The organism is Streptosporangium sp. NBC_01810, assembly GCF_035917355.1.
In the GTDB taxonomy this organism is placed as follows: Bacteria; Actinomycetota; Actinomycetes; order Streptosporangiales; family Streptosporangiaceae; genus Streptosporangium.
This window is the reverse complement of record NZ_CP109070.1, coordinates 4,860,037-4,877,308: the sequence shown is the minus strand read 5'-3', so window position 1 is coordinate 4,877,308 and position 17,272 is coordinate 4,860,037. Positions and strand designations below refer to the sequence as shown.

General features: G+C 70.2%; 15 protein-coding genes. 10 read left to right on the top strand and 5 right to left on the bottom strand.

Going from position 1 to position 17,272, the window contains the following annotated elements; genetic code table 11:
* Nucleotide 1 precedes the first annotated feature (1 nt).
* The 6 genes from OIE13_RS21205 (at nt 2) to dapB (ending at nt 7,555) form a co-directional block, all read left to right on the top strand.
* Nucleotides 2-1,018: an ABC transporter ATP-binding protein gene (locus OIE13_RS21205; RefSeq protein WP_442811529.1), complete on the top strand. Its 1,017-nt coding sequence runs from the start codon at nt 2-4 to the stop codon at nt 1,016-1,018.
* Between the two features lie 32 nt (nt 1,019-1,050).
* Nucleotides 1,051-2,004: a bifunctional riboflavin kinase/FAD synthetase gene (locus OIE13_RS21200; protein WP_326637107.1), complete on the top strand. Its 954-nt coding sequence runs from the start codon at nt 1,051-1,053 to the stop codon at nt 2,002-2,004.
* Nucleotides 2,005-2,335: 331 nt separating this feature from the next.
* Nucleotides 2,336-2,605 (top strand): 30S ribosomal protein S15, encoded by a 270-nt coding sequence (rpsO, locus tag OIE13_RS21195; RefSeq protein WP_326637109.1) that lies wholly within the window; start codon nt 2,336-2,338, stop codon nt 2,603-2,605.
* Between the two features lie 318 nt (nt 2,606-2,923).
* Nucleotides 2,924-5,260 carry a polyribonucleotide nucleotidyltransferase gene (locus OIE13_RS21190; RefSeq protein WP_326637111.1) on the top strand — a complete coding sequence of 779 codons (2,337 nt, stop codon included), beginning with the start codon at nt 2,924-2,926 and terminating at the stop codon, nt 5,258-5,260.
* Nucleotides 5,260-6,573, top strand: coding sequence for a M16 family metallopeptidase (locus tag OIE13_RS21185; RefSeq protein WP_326646995.1), 1,314 nt, complete (start codon nt 5,260-5,262; stop codon nt 6,571-6,573). The genes OIE13_RS21190 and OIE13_RS21185 overlap by 1 nt, the downstream gene beginning before the upstream one ends.
* A 244-nt stretch (nt 6,574-6,817) precedes the next feature.
* Nucleotides 6,818-7,555 carry a 4-hydroxy-tetrahydrodipicolinate reductase gene (gene dapB / locus OIE13_RS21180; RefSeq protein WP_326637113.1) on the top strand — a complete coding sequence of 246 codons (738 nt, stop codon included), beginning with the start codon at nt 6,818-6,820 and terminating at the stop codon, nt 7,553-7,555.
* Between the two features lie 93 nt (nt 7,556-7,648).
* Here the strand turns inward: dapB and OIE13_RS21175 are convergent, their stop codons facing one another.
* From OIE13_RS21175 to OIE13_RS21160, 4 genes are all read right to left on the bottom strand, one after another.
* Nucleotides 7,649-8,518, bottom strand: coding sequence for a 1,4-dihydroxy-2-naphthoate polyprenyltransferase (locus OIE13_RS21175; RefSeq protein ID WP_326637115.1), 870 nt, complete (start codon nt 8,516-8,518; stop codon nt 7,649-7,651).
* A gap of 25 nt (nt 8,519-8,543) precedes the next feature.
* On the bottom strand, nt 8,544-9,155 hold the full coding sequence (locus OIE13_RS21170; RefSeq protein ID WP_030904184.1) for a GNAT family N-acetyltransferase: 612 nt from the start codon (nt 9,153-9,155) through the stop codon (nt 8,544-8,546).
* Nucleotides 9,156-9,280: 125 nt separating this feature from the next.
* A complete protein-coding gene (locus OIE13_RS21165; RefSeq protein ID WP_326637121.1) occupies nt 9,281-9,904 on the bottom strand; it encodes a CGNR zinc finger domain-containing protein in 624 nt (207 codons plus the stop codon).
* Between the two features lie 79 nt (nt 9,905-9,983).
* Nucleotides 9,984-11,381: an aminotransferase-like domain-containing protein gene (locus OIE13_RS21160; protein WP_326637123.1), complete on the bottom strand. Its 1,398-nt coding sequence runs from the start codon at nt 11,379-11,381 to the stop codon at nt 9,984-9,986.
* A gap of 79 nt (nt 11,382-11,460) precedes the next feature.
* On the opposite strand from OIE13_RS21160, the gene OIE13_RS21155 reads away from it, so the two are divergent.
* Together OIE13_RS21155 and OIE13_RS21150 are read left to right on the top strand one after the other, a co-directional pair.
* Nucleotides 11,461-12,345 (top strand): DMT family transporter, encoded by an 885-nt coding sequence (locus OIE13_RS21155; protein WP_326828611.1) that lies wholly within the window; start codon nt 11,461-11,463, stop codon nt 12,343-12,345.
* A 137-nt stretch (nt 12,346-12,482) separates the two neighbouring features.
* On the top strand, nt 12,483-12,953 hold the full coding sequence (locus OIE13_RS21150) for a peroxiredoxin (protein WP_326646996.1): 471 nt from the start codon (nt 12,483-12,485) through the stop codon (nt 12,951-12,953).
* 97 nt (nt 12,954-13,050) lie between these two features.
* Here OIE13_RS21150 and OIE13_RS21145 read toward each other — a convergent pair whose 3' ends face one another.
* Nucleotides 13,051-13,776, bottom strand: coding sequence for a GntR family transcriptional regulator (locus tag OIE13_RS21145; RefSeq protein ID WP_326637125.1), 726 nt, complete (start codon nt 13,774-13,776; stop codon nt 13,051-13,053).
* 570 nt (nt 13,777-14,346) lie between these two features.
* Here OIE13_RS21145 and dapA point away from each other — a divergent pair.
* Together dapA and OIE13_RS21135 are read left to right on the top strand one after the other, a co-directional pair.
* On the top strand, nt 14,347-15,273 hold the full coding sequence (gene dapA / locus OIE13_RS21140) for a 4-hydroxy-tetrahydrodipicolinate synthase (RefSeq protein ID WP_326637126.1): 927 nt from the start codon (nt 14,347-14,349) through the stop codon (nt 15,271-15,273).
* Nucleotides 15,274-15,437: 164 nt separating this feature from the next.
* On the top strand, nt 15,438-17,123 hold the full coding sequence (locus OIE13_RS21135; RefSeq protein WP_326637128.1) for a ribonuclease J: 1,686 nt from the start codon (nt 15,438-15,440) through the stop codon (nt 17,121-17,123).
* The last annotated feature ends 149 nt before the right edge of the window (nt 17,124-17,272 follow it).

Genomic DNA, 17,272 nt, shown 5'->3' with positions numbered 1-17,272 from the left:
CGTGAACACAACGGACACGACGATGAACGCCCTGCTCAGGGCCACCAACGTGGTCAAGCACTTCAGGGCGCGTGGAGGCCGGGGCGTACAGGCCGTCAACGGGGTCTCGCTGGAGGTCCGCGCCGGGGAGACCCTCGGCGTGGTCGGTGAGTCCGGGTGTGGCAAGTCCACGCTCGGCCGCTGCCTGGTCCGGCTGACCGATGTCACCGCGGGCCGGGTGGAGTTCGACGGGCAGGACATCACCGGCCTGTCCCGGCGCGGCCTCCGCCCGGTCCGCAAGGATTTGCAGCTCGTCTTCCAGGACCCCTACGCCTCGCTCAACCCGCGCCGCACGGCCGGTGACGCCGTCGCGGAGCCGCTCAGGATCCACGGGTACGGCGACGCCGGCGCGATCAGGAACCGGGTCGGTGAGCTGTTCGACCTGGTCGGCCTGGCCAAGAGCCACCTGGACCGCTACCCGCACGAGTTCTCCGGTGGCCAGCGCCAGCGGATCGGCATCGCCAGGGCCATCGCCCTGTCGCCCAAGCTCGTGGTGGCCGACGAGCCGGTCTCCGCGCTCGACGTGTCGGTGCAGGCGCAGGTGCTCAACCTCTTCGCCGATCTCCAGGAGGAGCTCGGGCTCACCTACGTCTTCATCGCGCACGACCTCGGCGTGGTGCGGCACGTGTCGGACCGGATCGCGGTGATGTACCTCGGGGAGATCGTCGAGGTGGCCGAGGCCGAGGCGCTGTACGCCGCCCCCGCCCACCCCTACACCCACGCGCTGCTCTCGGCGGTTCCGGAGATCGACGACGGGTCGGGAGCGCCACGCCGCGAGCGTGTCGTGCTGACCGGCGACGTGCCCAGCCCGATCGACCGGCCCACCGGCTGTTCCTTCCACCCCCGCTGCCCGATCGCCCAGGAGCGGTGCCGTACCGAACGTCCCGCGCCGAGCCTCGTCGGCGGACGTCAGGTGGCCTGTCACTTTCCGATACGCTCCCCGGTTGGAGAGATGACCGGGGAGCATGGCAGGCTTTAGGGGTCGATCCGCTACAAGGGGAAGAGGCTGCGGTGCGAGGTTGGCACGGATTGGACGACGTGCCCGAGAACTGGGGCAGGTCCGTCGTCACGATCGGCGTCTTCGACGGCGTTCACCGCGGGCATCAGCAGATGGTGGCCAGAGCCGTCGCGATGGCCGCGGATCTTGCGGTGCCCTCGGTGGTGGTGACCTTCGACCCGCATCCGGAGGAGGTGGTGCGGCCCGGCACGCATCCTCCGAGGCTGACGACGGCCAGGCACCGCACCGAGCTTCTCGCCGGGCTGGGCGTCGACGCGGTGTGCGTCCTGCCGTTCACGCTGGAGTTCTCCCGGATGAGCCCCGACGAGTTCGTGCAGACCGTGCTCGTCGACCGGTTGCACGCCGCCGGGGTCGTGGTGGGGGAGAACTTCCGCTTCGGCCACAAGGCCTCCGGTGACGTGGAGACACTGCGCACCCTCGGCGAGAAGTACGACTTCGTGGCCGAGGCGGTCCCGCTGGTCAGCGATGGTGAGACGATCTCCTCCACGCTGATCCGCGAGCAGATCACCTCCGGTGACATGGAGGCGGTCAGGCTGACGCTCGGCCGCCCGCACCGGGTCGAGGGCGTGGTGGTCCGCGGCTACCAGCGCGGCCGGCAGCTCGGTTTCCCGACGGCCAACCTGGAGTCGCCGGAGTTCACCGCGATCCCCGCCGACGGCGTCTACGCCGGTTGGCTGCAGGGCGTCGAGACCGGCAACCTGCCCGCCGTGTACGGCGGCGAGCGCTGGCCCGCGGCGATCTCCGTGGGTACCAACCCGACCTTCGAGGGCGTGCCCCGCACCGTCGAGGCGTACGCGCTCGACCGTGACGATCTCGACCTCTACGGTGCGCATGTGGCCGTCGACTTCGGGCCGAGGCTTCGCGGCAACACCAGGTTCGACTCGATCGCGGCGCTCGTCGAGCAGATCCGGGCGGACGTGGACGAGGTACGGCGCCTGACGGGCTGATCTCTCCCGCGCGTTCCTCGCCACAGGGGCCGTATGGCCCGTTCGAGCGCCCGCCGAACCCGCCGTCCCGCTGAACTCGCCGAACCCGTCGTCCCGCCGAGCCACGCGTGGCTCTCGTGAGCCGACACGCCGTCCAGGCGGTCCACGGGGGCCGGATTCATGGGGCTGCCGCATGATGTGCGGGGGCGACGAGGCCGGTGGTAGCCTGGCATGTCAGCTCTGTAACCGTGTTCTCACGATCCCGGCGCTGATCTCGCCACGGCGACTGTAGGCACGCACGGTCGTTCGGGGAGTCGGAACTGCGCGTGCCCGTAGAGGTTCAAGGAGAGAAGTGTCGCTCGACACCGCCGCAAAGAAGCAGATCATCGGTGACTACGCCAAGGGTGAGACCGACACCGGTTCCCCCGAGGTGCAGATCGCGTTGCTGAGCAAGCGCATCAGCGAGCTCACCGAGCACCTGAAGATGCACAAGCACGACCACCACAGCCGTCGCGGTCTGCTGCTGCTCGTCGGCCGCCGCCGCCGGCTGCTGAAGTACCTGCAGAGCAAGGACATCGCGCGCTACCGTTCGCTCATCGAGCGGCTCGGCCTGCGCCGATAGAGTCATGAGGGAGCGGCCTCGCGCCGCTCCCTCATCTCATATGGCTCGGTGTCGGCGCGTCGCGCCATGAAGACGCCGTCCCAGTGAGCAAACTGAATAGCCGAGACAGTGCCCCGCGTCCGCAAGCAAGCGCGCCCCACGGCGTCGGAGGGCCGGTCCTCGGTAGTGGCCCCCGGTCATCTTGGCACAAGCCATACGGAACCGGGCGCTTCGATCGAAGACCGGCGCTGCACCTACGGGGAGCCGGCAAACACGACGAACCAGGCGCGACACGTGCGTCTGGCCGGACGCGGGCGACCGACCCACAAGGAGGTCCCCGTGGAGGGTGTCCACAGCAGCGAAGCCGTTATCGACAACGGCTCATTCGGCACGCGTACCATCCGGTTCGAGACCGGGCGGCTCGCGCGCCAGGCGGCGGGTTCCGCCGTCGTCTACCTCGATGACGACACGATGGTCCTCTCCGCGACCACCGCGTCCAAGAATCCCAAGGAGAACCTCGACTTCTTCCCCCTCACGGTGGACGTCGAGGAGCGAATGTACGCCGCGGGCCGCATTCCCGGCTCGTTCTTCCGGCGTGAGGGCCGTCCCTCCGAGGACGCCATCCTCACCTGCCGCCTGATCGACCGGCCGCTGCGCCCCTCGTTCGTCAAGGGCCTGCGCAACGAGATCCAGGTGGTCGCCACCATCATGGCGCTCCACCCCGAGCACCTGTACGACGTCGTCGCGATCAACGCCGCGTCCCTCTCCACCCAGCTGGCGGGGCTGCCGTTCTCCGGCCCGATCGGCGGCGTCCGCGTCGCGCTGATCGAGGGCCAGTGGGTCGCCTTCCCGACCAACTCCGAGCTGGCGAACGCCACCTTCGACATGGTGGTCGCGGGCCGCGTGCTCGACGACGGCGACGTCGCGATCATGATGGTCGAGGCCGAGTCCACCCGTGACACGCTCAGGCTCGTCGGCGAGGGAGCCGTGGCGCCGACCGAGGAGACCGTGGCGCAGGGCCTGGAGGCTTCCAAGCCGTTCATCAAGGTGCTCTGCGAGGCACAGGCCAAGATCGCGAAGGTCGCCGCCAAGGAGACCGCCGAGTACCCGCTCTTCCTCGACTACCAGGACGACGTCCTGGAGGCCGTGACCGGCGCGGTCAAGAGCGAGCTCGCCGCCGCGCTGACCATCGCGGGCAAGCAGGAGCGCGAGGCCGAGCTCGACCGGGTCAAGGCCCTGGCGCTGGAGAAGGTCGGACCCGACTTCGAGGGCCGCGAGAAGGAGATCGGCGCCGCGTTCCGGTCGCTGACCAAGAAGCTCATGCGCGAGCGCGTCATCGCCGAGGGCGTCCGTATCGACGGCCGCGGCGTCAAGGACATCAGGCAGCTCAGTGCCGAGGTCCACGTCGTGCCCCGGGTGCACGGCTCGGCCCTGTTCGAGCGTGGCGAGACCCAGATCCTGGGCATCACCACCCTCAACATGCTCCGCATGGAGCAGATGATCGACACGCTCAACCCCGAGCGCACCAAGCGCTACATGCACAACTACAACTTCCCGCCCTACTCCACCGGCGAGACCGGCCGGGTGGGCTCTCCCAAGCGGCGCGAGATCGGCCACGGCGCGCTCGCCGAGCGGGCGCTGCTGCCCGTCCTGCCGCTGCGCGAGGAGTTCCCGTACGCGATCCGCCAGGTCTCCGAGGCGCTGGGTTCCAACGGCTCGACCTCCATGGGGTCGGTGTGCGCCTCGACGATGGCGCTGCTCGACGCGGGTGTCCCGCTCAAGGGCATCGTCGCGGGCATCGCGATGGGCCTCATCAACGAGGGCGACCAGTACGTCACGCTGACCGACATCCTCGGGGCCGAGGACGCCATGGGCGACATGGACTTCAAGGTCGCCGGCACCAAGGACGTCATCACCGCGCTCCAGCTCGACACCAAGCTGGACGGCATTCCGGCCTCCGTGCTGGCGGCCGCGCTGAAGCAGGCCAAGGGCGCTCGTCTGGCCATCATCGACGTGATGCAGGAGGCCATCGACTCCCCGGCGGAGATGAACGTCACGGCCCCGCGCATCATCACGATCAAGATCCCGGTGGACAAGATCGGAGAGGTCATCGGCCCGAAGGGCAAGATGATCAACCAGATCCAGGACGACACCGGCGCCGAGATCACCCTCGAGGACGACGGAACCATCTACATCGGCGCCACCGACGGCCCGTCCGCCGAGGCGGCCAGGTCGGCGATCAACGCCATCGCGAACCCGCACATGCCGGAGGTCGGCGAGCGCTACCTGGGCACGGTCGTCAAGATCGCCGCCTTCGGCGCCTTCGTCTCCCTCATGCCGGGCAAGGACGGCCTCCTGCACGTCTCCCAGATCCGCAAGCTGCACGGCGGCAAGCGCATCGAGAACGTCGAGGACGTCATGAACGTCGGCGAGAAGGTCCAGGTGGAGATCGCCGAGATCGACTCGCGCGGCAAGCTCTCCCTGGTGCCCGTCGAGGTCATCGAGAAGGAGGCCGCGGCCAAGGCGGAGGCCGGCGACTCCGACACCTCGGCGGCCCCGCCCGCTGAGGCACCCGCCGACGACCGGCCGCGCGAGGAGCGGCCCCGCCGCACCCGCACCCGCAGCAGCAGTGGTGGTGGCGGCAACCGCGGTGGAGGGGAAGACCGCAACTCGTGATCACCACCACTCTGCACCCCGGCAAGGACGGCGCCGGGGTCGTGAAGCGCACCGTCCTCCCCGGTGGGCTCCGGGTGGTGACCGAGTCCATGCCGACCGTGCGTTCCGTCGCGGTCGGCATGTGGGTCGGCATCGGATCGAGAGACGAGTCCCCCCAGCACATGGGCTCCTCCCACTTCCTTGAGCACCTGCTGTTCAAGGGGACCCCCACACGGGACGCGCTGGAGATCTCCGCGGCCATCGAGGGCATCGGCGGCGAGATCAACGCCTTCACCGCCAAGGAGTACACCTGCTACTACGCGCGGGTCCTCGACGAGGACCTGCGGGTGGCGATCGACGTGCTCGCCGACGTGGTGACCTCCTCGCTCATCACCGACGAGGACGTCGAGGCCGAGCGTGGCGTGATCCTGGAGGAGATCGCCATGCACGACGACGACCCCTCCGACGTGGTGCACGAGCAGTTCTCCACCGAGCTGTACGGCGACACGCCCGTCGGCAGGCCGATCCTCGGCACCGTCGACTCGATCACCGCGGTCACCCGCGACCGGATCGCCGAGTACTACCGGCGCTACTACCTGCCCACCCACACGGTGGTGTCGGTGGCGGGCAACGTCGACCACGAGCAGGTCGTGGCCCTGGTCGCCGCGGCCTACGAGCGGGCGGGGGCACTGGGCGGGGACGCCTCGCCGGTGCCTCCGCGCGTGTCGGGGCCCGGTGTCGAGACCCGCTCGGGTACGCGGGTGGTGCACCGGCCGACCGAGCAGGCCAACCTGGTCCTGGGTACGACCGCGCTGACCCGCACCGACGAGCGCCGCTTCGCGCTCGGCGTGCTCAACGCGGCGCTCGGCGGTGGCATGTCGTCGCGGCTGTTCCAGGAGATCAGGGAGAAGAGGGGCCTCGCCTACTCGGCCTACTCCTACACCTCCGCCCTCGCGGACACCGGCCAGTTCGGCATCTACGTCGGCTGCCTGCCGTCGAAGATCGACGACGTGCTGAAGATCTGCCGCGAGGAGGTGCTCCGCGTGATCGCCGACGGCATCACCGAGGAGGAGATCGTCCGGGGCAAGGGGCAGATGCGCGGCGGTCTCGTGCTCGGCCTGGAGGACACCGGCTCCCGGATGTCCAGGATCGGCAAGGGCGAACTGGTCTTCGACGAGCTGCTCTCGGTCGACGACCTGCTCGGCAGGATCGACGCGGTGACCTCGGAGGAGATCAGCGAGGTCGCGGCGGACGTCCTCAACCGCCCGATGTCCCTCGCGGTCATCGGCCCCTACGACGATGACAAGGACTTCAGCGCGGCCCTGGTCAGCTGACGATCCCGAATGCGAGCGGCCCCGGCGTTCCCCGCCGGGGCCGTCCGCGTCTCCAGGCCCTCTGTCCGGCTCTCCTGTGACCCGGGGGGCCGTGTCCTCCAGGCCCTCTGTCCGGGCCCTTCCCGTGACCTGGGGCACCCGGGGTGGCCCGCGTCTCCAGGCCCTCTGTCCGGCCTTCCCGGGACCCGGGGCCCGGGGTGGTCCGTGACATCCAGGCGGGCTCGTACGGTATAGCCTTGGGGCTGTGATCAGGGTTGGAGTTCTCGGCGCCCGAGGGCGCGTCGGTGTCGAAGTGTGCAAGGCCGTCGAGGCGGCGGACGATCTGGAACTGGTCGCGGCGGTCGACCAGGGCGACCCGATCGAGGAGCTGGAGCGTGCCGAGGTGGTGGTCGACTTCACCCACCCCGACGTCGTCATGGGCAACCTCGAGTGGTGCATCTCCCACGGGGTCCACCCGGTGGTCGGCACCACGGGCTTCGACGCCGGGCGGCTCGCGACGGTCAGGGGCTGGCTGGAGGCCAACCCCGGCGTCAACGCGCTGATCGCCCCCAACTTCGGCATCGCGGCGGTGCTCATGATGCACTTCGCCCAGCAGGCCGCCCGCTACTTCGAGTCCGCCGAGATCGTCGAGCTGCACCACCCCAACAAGGCGGACGCGCCCTCGGGCACCGCCCGCCGCACCGCCGAGCTGATCGCCGAGGCCCGGCGCAAGGCGGGCTCCGCGCCGATGCCCGACGCCACCAGCACGGAGCTGGACGGGGCCCGCGGCGCCGACGTCGACGGGGTCCGGGTGCACGCGGTGCGGCTGGCCGGGCTCATCGCCCACCAGGAGGTCATCCTGGGCGGCGACGGCGAGATCCTGACCATCCGGCACGACACGATGAACCGCTCGTCGTTCACCCCTGGCGTGCTCCTGGGCGTGCGCCGGGTCCGCGAGCTCCCCGGCCTGACCATCGGCCTGGAGCCCCTTCTCGACCTCTGACAGGTACCTCCCACCTCTGGCGGGGCTGTCTCTCCGAAGACGGGGAGGAAAGCCGGATAAGGGAAGAATCCCCTCGTTCGGGAGGGGGACCGTTCAAAGAGCCAGGCCTACGGCCAGCAGTAGCCCGTACACGAGCTGGAAGCGGCCCGTCTGCTGGAGCGTCGCGATGAGCGCCGGGCCCGTGGCGCCTGCCCGGACCGCCTTGACCGGGGCGACGGCGAGTGGGGCGGCGAGCAGTGCCGACGCCGCGAACGGCTGCCAGGGCGCCAGCGCGGGCGCGATCAGCAGGGGCAGGACCAGGCAGAGGGTGTAGAGGACACGGGTGCGGCGATCGCCGAGCACCACGGCCATGGTGCGCTTGCCCGCCGGGCCGTCGGTCACGATGTCGCGCAGGTTGTTGACCACGAGCATCGCGCAGGCCAGCAGGCCCGCCGGGACGGCCGCCGCCACCGCGAGCGGGGGCAGGTGTTCGAGCTGGACGTACGTGGTGCCCGTCACGGCCACCAGGCCGAAGAACACGAACACCGAGATCTCGCCGAGTGCGCGGTAACCGTACGGGCTGGAGCCGCCGGTGTAGAACCAGGCGGCGGCGATCGCCGCCGCGCCGACCGGCAGCAGCCACCACGTCCCGGTGGACACGACGAGCACCAGTCCCGCCACCGCGGCGGCGAGGAAGCAGGCGAGGGCCGCGGCGAGGACCTGGCGTGGCGGGGCGGCACCTGAGCCGACCAGGCGCATCGGGCCGACCCGGCCCTCGTCGGTGCCGCGCACCCCGTCGCTGTAGTCGTTGGCGTAGTTGACGCCCACCTGGAGGACGAGAGCCACGAACAGAGCCAGCAGGGCCCGCCACCACACCCCTCCGCTGTATCCGATCGCGACCCCGGTGCCGATGGCGACGGGGACGACGGCGGCGGGAAGGGTGCGTGGACGTGCTCCGGCGATCCACTGGCTCGGGGTGGCCATGGGGGTGCGGTGTTCCTCTCCGGCTCTAGCTGATGTCGGTCGCCAGGCGGATCATCCGCACCGTACGGCCCATGTCGATGACCCGTTCGGCCCCGTCGGCACCCCAACCGGCGGACTCCAGGAAGCCGAGCACCGCGTAGTTGTCGGCGAACACCCAGGTCACGATGGTGTGGTAGCCGTCGTCACGGAGGTAGTCGACGGTGGCGTTGAGCAGCCGGCTGCCGTGACCGCGCCGGACGTGGTCGGGGTCGATGAGGAAGGTGAGCATCTCGCCGGCGATGGTCGGGTCGAGGTCGGGGTCCTCGGCCGGGGCGTGTGAGGCCAGGCCCGCGACCTTCTCGGCGCCCTGCATCGCCGCCATGGCCTCGATGCCGCCGGGGCCGAGCGCGGGGAAGGCGTCGGTGTCGAGGACCACCTGCTCCACGGCCACCAGCACGCGGTGCCGGGAGCTGGGCGGCGAGGTGATCGCGTCGTCCCACTGCTGCCGCCACATGTTCTCGGCCGCCGGGCCGGTCATCTGCTCCAGCGGTCCTTCGGGAAGGAAATCCCGGTAGCCGTACTTCCAGGCGCGGATCTGGGTGCTCGTCACCGCGGCGACATCCTCGTGCCGAGCCGCCCGCACGCCTACGTCTGCCATCTCGGCCCGCTCCTTCTCTGCCGTCGCCTCGGAACGCGCTGTCTCGCGGATCTCGTGCCACGCGAGCGGGCATCAGGCGGGTGGATCCGTGAGTCAGGCTCTTACACCGTATCGGGGAATCCGACTCAGAGATGACGTGAACCCGGCTCCGTCTGCCGACGGGCCCGATATGCCCTTGTCTTTGTGCGGTTGCCGCAGACCCTCATGGAGCACCACGACCGTGAACGGTTCTTGGAGGAGTCGACGAACGCCCACTGGCAGGTGCTCTCGGTGCAGACCTTCAGGCGCGGCCACATCCCGCCCGCGCGGGTGCTCATCACGGCGCCGGCGATGCCGGCCAGCCCGCCGGGCACTCCCGTCGCGACCGGTTCGAGCACCGGCCCGTCGGTGGTCAGGGCGACCCGGAGCGGGAGAGCGGCGAACGCCCGCGGCAGCCCGTCCCCGTCCCGGCGTCTGTCCCTGTCCCTGTCCTCGTGCCTGTCCCCGTTCTCGCCGCCGGGGCGGCCGTGGTTGTGGCGGAGCGCCGCGCGGAGGCCCTCGCGAAGGTCGACGGCCGTCGCCAGATCCGTCTCGTCGGCCACCTCTCCTGGCCCGATCAGGCCCCGCCCGGCGAGCCAGGCGGTCAGCGCGGCGGGAGAGGGGATCGAGTCGGCGTCGCTCTCGACGTCGTACGTGTTGACGAAGTCGATCACCAGGTCGGCGGGGTTGTCCATGTCGTAGCTCACCTCTCCGCAACCACTGTATGCCATTAGGAGGTTGTACTCCTTCCGACACTGTCATAGCTTGATAGACGGTGTTTTAAGGAGCGGGTGGGGTCAGAGGGTGGGGTCAGGAGGCGTCCAGTGCCGTGGCCAGCCTGCGGACGCCCTCGACGAGCTCGGCCGTGTGGACGGCCGCCGAGTGGGTCACCCTGATGCGAGGGCCGGGAGGCTCGGCCGGGTAGTAGATGCGCCCGGGGCTCACCAGGGCGCCCGCCCTCCTGGCGGCCTCGACCACGGCGTCCTCGTCCTCCTCGGCGGGGAGCCGTACCCACAGGTGCAGGCCGCCGCGGGGAACCAGGTGGATCCCGGCGGCGGGCATCCGGGCGGTCAGGGCGGCGGCGAGGGTGTCCCTGCGGAGCGTCAGCTCGGTGCCCAGCGTGGCCAGGTGGCGCCGCCAGGCGGGCGAGCTGACGAACTCCAGGGCGGTCTCCTGGAGCGGCCTGGCCACGAAGAACGACTCCACGAGCTGGTTCGCCCTCAGGCGCCGGGCGGCGGGGCCGCGGGCGACGACTCCGGCGACCCGCATGCTGGGCGACAGGACCTTGGTCAGGGAGTTGATGTGCACGACCGTGCCGTGGGTGTCCAGCGCGACCATCGGCGGCGGGACGGGGGCCGTGGTGAAGTAACGGGCGTAGTCGTCCTCGATCACGAACGCTCCGGCGGCGCGGGCGATCGCCAGCACCTGCTCGCGTCGTTCGAGGGTCAGGGTCGCGCCGGTGGGGTTGTGCAGGGTCGGCTGGCAGAGGAAGACCCGCGCGCCGGTCACGGCGAACGCCTCCGCGAGGAGTTCGGGCCTGACCCCGTCGCGGTCCATGGGCACGGCCGTCGCGCGGAGTCCGGCGGCCCGCGCCGAGGCCAGCGCGCCCGGATAGGTGGGGGTCTCGACGAGGACGGGGGTCTGGGGGGCGGCGAGGGAGCGGAAGGCGTGGGTGAGCGCCGCCTGCCCGCCGCTGACGACGAGGACGTCCGAGGGGGTGACGTCGCCGCCCAGCTCCTGGGCGAACCACCTGCGCAGCTCGGCGGAGCCCGCCAGCGGCGGCATCTCCCAGACGTCGGGGCGGCGGAGCGCGCGGGAGGCGGCGGCCGACAGGGCCCTGGAGGGGCGCAGAGCCGGGTTGAGGTAGCCGCCGGTGAGCGGGATGACCCCGTCCGGCGGAGGGGTCAGCAGGCCGTTGACCTCGCTGTCGTCCACCACCCGGTCGCCGAGCGCCACCGTCTGCCAGGACAGGTCGGCGCTGTCGGCGCCGTGCGTGACCGCCGGGGCGACGTAGGCGCCGCTACCGGGTTTCGTGATCACCCGTCCCTCGGCGGAGAGCCTGCCGATCGCGCGCGACACGGTCACGGGGCTCACGTTGTACAGCCGGACCAGCTCGCGGCTCGACGGCAACCTGTCGCCCGGGCGGAGCCGCCCGATCTCCTCGCGGAGCGTGGCGGCCAATCGGACGATACTGCTATCGTCATTCATGAGGGATAATAGTAGCGCTATCGTATCGGATCGAGTAGCGGTCGGCGCCGGCGGGAGAGCTCCCGAGGTCCTTGGAAAGGTGCCGTCCGGGCCGGCGGGCATGGCGTGGCGGGGGACCCTGCTGGCAGGGCTCGGGGTGCTGGTGTTCTCCGGGTCGTTCCCGGCGACGGTCTTCGCGATGGAGGGCTTCGACCCCTATCTGGTGGCGGTCGGACGGGCCGCCATCGCGGCGGTCGCGGCGGCCGCGTTCCTGCTCGCGGCCAGGGTGCCGCTGCTGCCGCCCGGCTCCCAGCTCCGGTCCTACCTCGTCATCGTGGCGGGCGTGGTGTTCGGCTTCCCCGTCTTCAGCGGCCTGGCGCTCAACGCGGGGGCCTCCACCTCACACGCCGCCGTGGTGATCGGGTTGCTGCCCGCGGCCACCGCCGCCTGCGCCGTGCTGCGGGCGGGGGAGCGGCCCAAGGCGCTGTTCTGGGTCTCCTGCGGCCTTGGCGCCGTGGCGATCACGGCCTTCACCCTCAGCATGGGGGGCGGTCACATCACCGGGGCCGACGTGCTGCTCGTCGGCGCGCTGCTGTCGGCCGCCGTCGGCTACACCGAGGGTGGGCGCCTGGCCCGGGAGACCCCCGGCTGGCGGGTCATCTCCCACACCCTCGTCCTCGCCGCCCCGCTGACCGTGCCGATCACGGTGGTGCTGGCGCTGACCACCGACGTGCGGCCCGGCGTCGCGTCGCTGGCCGGGTTCGCGTACGTCGGCCTGGTCTCGATGTTCCTCGGCTTCATCCCCTGGTACGCGGGCCTGGCCATGGGCGGGATCGCCCGTGCGGGGCAGACCCAGCTCGCCCAGCCGCTGCTGACGCTGCTGTGGGCCTGGTTGCTGCTCGACGAGTTGTTCGGCCCGGTCACGATCGCGGCGGCACTGGTGGTCCTCGCGTGCGTGGCCCTGACGCAGCGATCCCGCTCCTGAGAACCGAGGTGAGGCGCGGCCCTGTTGTGCCGTGGGCGGATCGCCGGAGAATGGGGCGGAACATCGACTTCCGCCCTCGTCGGATACGACGACCGCGGCGGAGGTCCTCCGATGGCGTAGGGAGACAATTCGTGGGCATGAGCCTCGCGGTGGGAGACATGGTCGAGGACTTCGAGCTTCTCGACGAGACGGGCACGCAAAGGCGGCTCAGCGAGTTTCTGGTCAAGGGGCCGGTGGTGCTCTTCTTCTATCCGGCGGCCATGACGTCGGGATGCACGGCCGAGAGCTGCCACTTCCGTGACCTGGCGGCGGACTTCGCCGCCGAGGGAGCGACCAGGATCGGAATCAGCCGGGACGGGGTCGCCAGGCAGGCGAGGTTCGCCCAGGCCAACCAGCTGGGCTTTCCGCTGCTTTCCGACCCGGACGGCGCGGTCGCCCGGAGCCTCGGCGCCCGCCGCACCATCGCGGTGGGCCCCTTCCTCACCCGACGGATGACCTTCGTCGTCGACGTGGACCACCGCCTCCTGGAAGTGATCCACAGCGAGACCCACATGGAGGCCCACGCGGACCGCGCCCTGGAGGTTCTTCGTTCCCGTCCCCGCCTGTGACCGCCCGTTCGTTCGGGCGAAAGGCGCCGGCAGGGCGGTGGCCGAGGTCTCTCAGGGGTGCGGAGGAAGGCGCCGGCAGGGCGGTGGCCGAGGTCTCTCAGGGGTGCAGAGGGTGGGAGTAGACCAGGCGGAAGCGGTCGCCGGGAATGATGATGTCGCTGGTCTCCACAGGGCGGTCTCCGGCCCAGTGGGTGCGCTCGACATGCAGGACGTTGACGCCCGCGGGCAGGGCGAGGGCGTCGCTCTCGGCGGGCTGTGGGACGCGGGTGTGGACCTGCTCGACGATATCGGTGATCTTGACGCCGAAGGCGGACAGGCGGGCGATCAGGCTGCGGGGGTTCTCCTCGGTGACGGGCTCGCTGAACTCGGCGGGCTCGTAGGAGGTGGCCAGCTGGATCGGCTTGCCGTCGCCGCGGAAGACGTAACGGGTGCGGGTCAGCGGGGCGGATTCGTCCAGCCGGAGGCGGTGGGCGATGTCGGGGGTGGCGTCGGTGGGCTCGGCCCGCCACTCCCAGGTGGCCCGGGTGCCCTGCGACTGGACGTCGGCCCCGAAGGGGGCGTGGTGGTCGTGGAAGCGCCAGCGGTGCAGCGGGAGCAGCAGCGGCTGCTCCCGCACGTAGTGGCCCGAGCCGACGCGGCCGACGATCAGGCCTTCGGCGGTGAGCACGCGCAGCGCGTGCCTGGCGGCGGTCTCGCCCACGCCGTACTTCCTGGTCAGCTGGGCGCGCGAGGGGATCGAGGAGCCTGGGGGAAGGGTGCCGTCGACGATCTGGCGCCGGATGTCGGCGACGACGCGCAGGTAGACAGGATCGGAGCTTGCCACGTGTTCATCCCTGGGTTCTGGGGCGTTGTCCCATCCTGTCGTATTCAATGCGCGACACAGGGTGATGGCGAAGATTTGGAACTCCAACTTTGCGTGCCGCTCCCAGAAGTGTCCAAAAATATCTCAGAGACCGTGTAACGCCCGGGTAAGGGCCGCCGATTCAACGGTAGAGGTCGTCGATGTGTGTACCCCCGAGCACATATCGGCGGCCTCTTTTTCCTTCAAGGAATCCTTCACCATCGCCAAAGCGGACAAAAACATCGTTAACCCATGTAGTCGGGCGTTGATCGTGGAGTCTCGGATGTCGATCCCGGCAGCTGATCTCCCCCGGTCATCTCGCGTCGACCCGGATCGGCGCGCATCGGCGCGTATCGGCGTGGACGGCCCCGATCGCCGTAGCCGGCCCCGTGACGGGCGGATCCGAGTCCTTCGCCTCGGCGTCGTATATCCGCGTGTACGGTGTGCAGCGGGCGCCTCGGGGGGATGTTCGCTCTTGGGCCCATCGGTGGACGGAGGTTAGGCGGGGTGGCGGGGTCCACCGTTTCAGCGGATCCAGGTAGCGTTCGGTCTATGGCAGCGCCAACTGGAACCTCCGACGCCCCCTTCGGCCGCATGCTGACCGCCATGGTCACGCCGTTCACAAGTGACGGAGCAGTCGACTACGAGACAGCGCGTCGTCTGGCCACCTACCTGGTGGACGAGCAGCGCAATGACGGCCTTGTCGTGAGCGGCACGACGGGGGAGTCCCCGACGACCACCGACGAGGAGAAAGAGCGCCTGCTGCGCGCCGTCGTCGAGGCGGTCGGTGACCGCGCCACGGTCGTCGCCGGAGCCGGTACCAACGACACGCACCACAGCGTCGAACTGGCCCGAGCCGCCGAGCGCGCCGGGGCCCACGGTCTCCTGCTGGTGACGCCGTACTACAGCAAGCCTCCCCAGGAGGGGATCTACCGTCACTTCTGTACAGTGGCAGACGCAACGGCTCTACCGGCCATGCTCTATGACATCCCCGGCCGTAGCGGAGTGCCGATCCAGCGTGAGACGCTGGAACGGCTCGCCGGGCACGAGCGGATCGTCGCGGTGAAGGACGCCAAGGCCGACCTGTTCGAGGGCTCGCAGGTCATCGCGTCCACCGGCCTTGTCTACTACTCGGGTGACGACGCGCTCAACCTGCCGTGGCTGTCGGTGGGCGCGGCGGGGTGCGTCAGCGTGATCGGCCACGTCGCGGGCGCGGAGATCGCCGCGATGATCGAGGCGTACCACTCGGGGGATGCGGCGGGCGCGCTCGCCATCCACCGCAGGCTGCTCCCCGTGGTCTCCGCGATCATGATGCAGGCCGGTGGCGCGATCATGGCGAAGGCGGCGTTGAGCCTGGTGGGACAGTCCGCGGGACCGCTGCGGCCGCCCCTGGTGGAGGCGACCGATGAGCAGCTCACCAGGCTGCGCGAAGACTTGATCACGGGCGGTGTGAAGCTGTCCGACGAGGTTGTGACATGAGAGAGACGACCGCGGCCCTGACCGGCCGCATCCAGGAGGAACGAGAGTTTGCGAGAAAGAAGAAATGTTGGTCCGCCGGAGGACGGAGTGCTCGGCGAGGGAGTAGTCCTGCTGCCCACGGGAGCCTCTGTCACATGTGAGACCGCTGAGAGAGGTGTGGCCTGATGAGTCACCCCCATCCCGAGCTAGGGCCGCCGCCCACGTTGCCCGAAGGCGCCCTGCGCATCGTCGCTCTGGGCGGCCTTGGCGAGATCGGCCGCAACATGGCCGTGTTCGAGTACGAGGGCCGTCTGCTGGTCGTCGACTGCGGGGTGCTGTTCCCCGAGCCCGACCAGCCCGGCATCGATCTGATCCTGCCCGACTTCGAGTACATCCGGGGCCGCCTGGACGACATCGAGGCCGTGGTCCTGACCCACGCGCACGAGGACCACATCGGTGCCGTGCCGTACCTGCTGCGCGAGCGTCGCGACATCCCGATCGTGGGGTCCAAACTGACGCTGGCGCTGATCGAGGCCAAGCTCACCGAGCACCGAATCCAGCCGGCCAGGCGCGAGGTCGTGGAGGGGGAGCGGCACAGGTTCGGGCCGTTCGAGTGCGAGTTCCTCGCCGTCAACCACTCCATCCCCGACGCGCTGGCCGTCGCGATCAGGACACCCGCGGGCATCGTCCTGCATACCGGTGACTTCCGGATGGACCAGCTGCCCAGTGACGGGCGGCTGACCGACCTGGGGGGGTTCGCCAGGCTCGGCGCGGAGGGCGTCGACCTGCTGATGTCCGACTCGACCAACGCCGAGGTACCGGGCTTCGTCACCAGTGAGCGGGAGATCGCGCCGGTCATCGACGAGGTCGTCCGCACGGCCGGCAAGCGCGTGATCGTGGCGAGCTTCGCCTCTCACATCCACCGTGTCCAGCAGGTCATCGACGCGGCGGAGAAGCACGGTCGCAAGGTCGCGCTGGTCGGTCGCTCGATGGTGCGCAACATGGGCGTCGCCCGCGACCTGGGCTATCTGAGGGTCTCGCCGGGCCTGATCGTCGACTCCAAGGAGATCGAGGGCTGGCCGCCCGAGGACGTGGTGCTGATCTGCACCGGTTCCCAGGGGGAGCCGATGGCGGCGCTGTCGCGGATGGCCAACCGCGATCACCCGATCCGGATCGCCGAGGGCGACACGGTCCTCCTGGCCTCCTCGCTGGTGCCGGGTAACGAGACCGCGGTCAACAACGTGATCAACGGCCTGTCCCGCTGGGGCGCCCGCGTGGTGCACAAGGGCAACGCGAAGGTGCACGTCTCCGGGCACGCCGCCGCGGGCGAGCTGCTGTACGTGCTCAACCTGACGCGGCCGTCCAACTTCATGCCGGTGCACGGCGAGTGGCGCCATCTGCGGGCGCACGCCAAGCTCGCCGCGCTGACCGGGGTGCCGGACGACCACATCGTGATCGCCGAGGACGGCGTCGTGGTGGACCTGGTCGACGGCCGGGCCAAGATCGTGGGCGCGGTTCCCGCCGGTTACGTCTACGTGGACGGCACCTCGGTGGGAGACGTCACCGACTTCGCGCTGAAGGACCGCCGCATCCTGGGCGAGGAGGGCTTCATCTCCATCGTCATCGTGGTCGACACCGCCACCGGCAAGCTCGCCGCAGGCCCGGAGATCCACGCCAGGGGATCCGGCATCGACCCGGCCTTGTTCGACGACATCCTGCCGCAGGTGGAGCGGGCGCTGCAGGAGAACGCGGCCGACGGGGTGGTGGACATCCAGCAGGTCCGCCGCGTGGTCCGCAGGACCGTGGGGCGCTGGGTGAGCGACACCTACCGCCGCCGCCCGATGATCGTTCCGGTCGTCATCGAGGTGTGACCCCCGTCCCGTATGGCGACCGTGTCCCGGTCGCCATACGGACTCCCCCGTCGCGTACGGTCAGCAGACGCCGGGCAGGGAGCAGACCTTGACCGCCATCCTCCTGGCGTCCCTCAGCTGCTTGGCGAACTGGGCGTCGCTCACTTCGC

What these genes read in the sequence shown, in the direction of transcription:
- dapA (WP_326637126.1), top strand. Translation starts at nt 14,347, where the DNA reads ATGGCAGCGCCAACTGGAACCTCCGACGCCCCCTTCGGCCGCATGCTG.
- OIE13_RS21135 (WP_326637128.1), top strand. Translation starts at nt 15,438, where the DNA reads ATGAGTCACCCCCATCCCGAGCTAGGGCCGCCGCCCACGTTGCCCGAA.
- OIE13_RS21160 (WP_326637123.1), bottom strand. Translation starts at nt 11,381, where the DNA reads ATGAATGACGATAGCAGTATCGTCCGATTGGCCGCCACGCTCCGCGAG.
- OIE13_RS21175 (WP_326637115.1), bottom strand. Translation starts at nt 8,518, where the DNA reads ATGGCCACCCCGAGCCAGTGGATCGCCGGAGCACGTCCACGCACCCTT.
- OIE13_RS21165 (WP_326637121.1), bottom strand. Translation starts at nt 9,904, where the DNA reads ATGGCATACAGTGGTTGCGGAGAGGTGAGCTACGACATGGACAACCCC.
- OIE13_RS21170 (WP_030904184.1), bottom strand. Translation starts at nt 9,155, where the DNA reads ATGGCAGACGTAGGCGTGCGGGCGGCTCGGCACGAGGATGTCGCCGCG.
- OIE13_RS21150 (WP_326646996.1), top strand. Translation starts at nt 12,483, where the DNA reads ATGAGCCTCGCGGTGGGAGACATGGTCGAGGACTTCGAGCTTCTCGAC.